Raw genomic sequence first — 503 nt, 5'->3', positions numbered from 1 at the left:
ATCCGAATCTGTAAGGCGGGGACCGACGCTGCTGTCCCCGCACCAGACCTCATTGATATGAGGGCGTTCATAGCGGCGCATATCCTTGTTCGGTGTCTGCCGCAGTTCCGACTGAAGCCGTTTCACAAAGCGGCTGACGGTGGATTCGGATACCTGTCCGTTTATTACAGAGCCATCGGATTTCAGCTGCCTGTAAATAGCGGCCGCAGACATGCGTGGATAGTTGGTCTTGAAATACCGGATTCTCTCCTGAAGTTCTTCGTCAAGCTTGCGGCTCATGCCGGCATCTGACCGCCCTTTCGGGACGAGACCTTCAAAACCATGGTTCTGATAGTCCAGATACCATTTTTCAATGGTGGCGGGAGCATAATGATGGAGCTTCCCGTCGGGTCCCATGAGTCCTTTTGCAGAAATTTCCGTGTAAAAAGCGGTCTTGCTTGGATAACGTTCATCAAGTCCTGCAATAATAGGTGCGATGGCGCCATAGCGCATCAGTGCGATTT

At 52.1% G+C, this 503-nt stretch carries 1 protein-coding gene; it reads right to left on the bottom strand.

Translation table 11 applies throughout. The annotated features are described in order from the left end of the window. Positions 1-501, bottom strand: a 501-nt coding sequence (locus WBS51_RS15190; protein ID WP_342694168.1) for a helix-turn-helix domain-containing protein, incomplete at its 3' end; no start/stop codon positions are given. Positions 502-503 lie beyond the last annotated feature (2 nt).

This window comes from Blautia acetica (assembly GCF_038739805.1).
Classification (GTDB): domain Bacteria; phylum Bacillota; class Clostridia; order Lachnospirales; family Lachnospiraceae; genus Blautia.
Note: the sequence above shows the minus strand (reverse complement) of the source record. Positions and strands in the feature narration are given on the sequence as shown.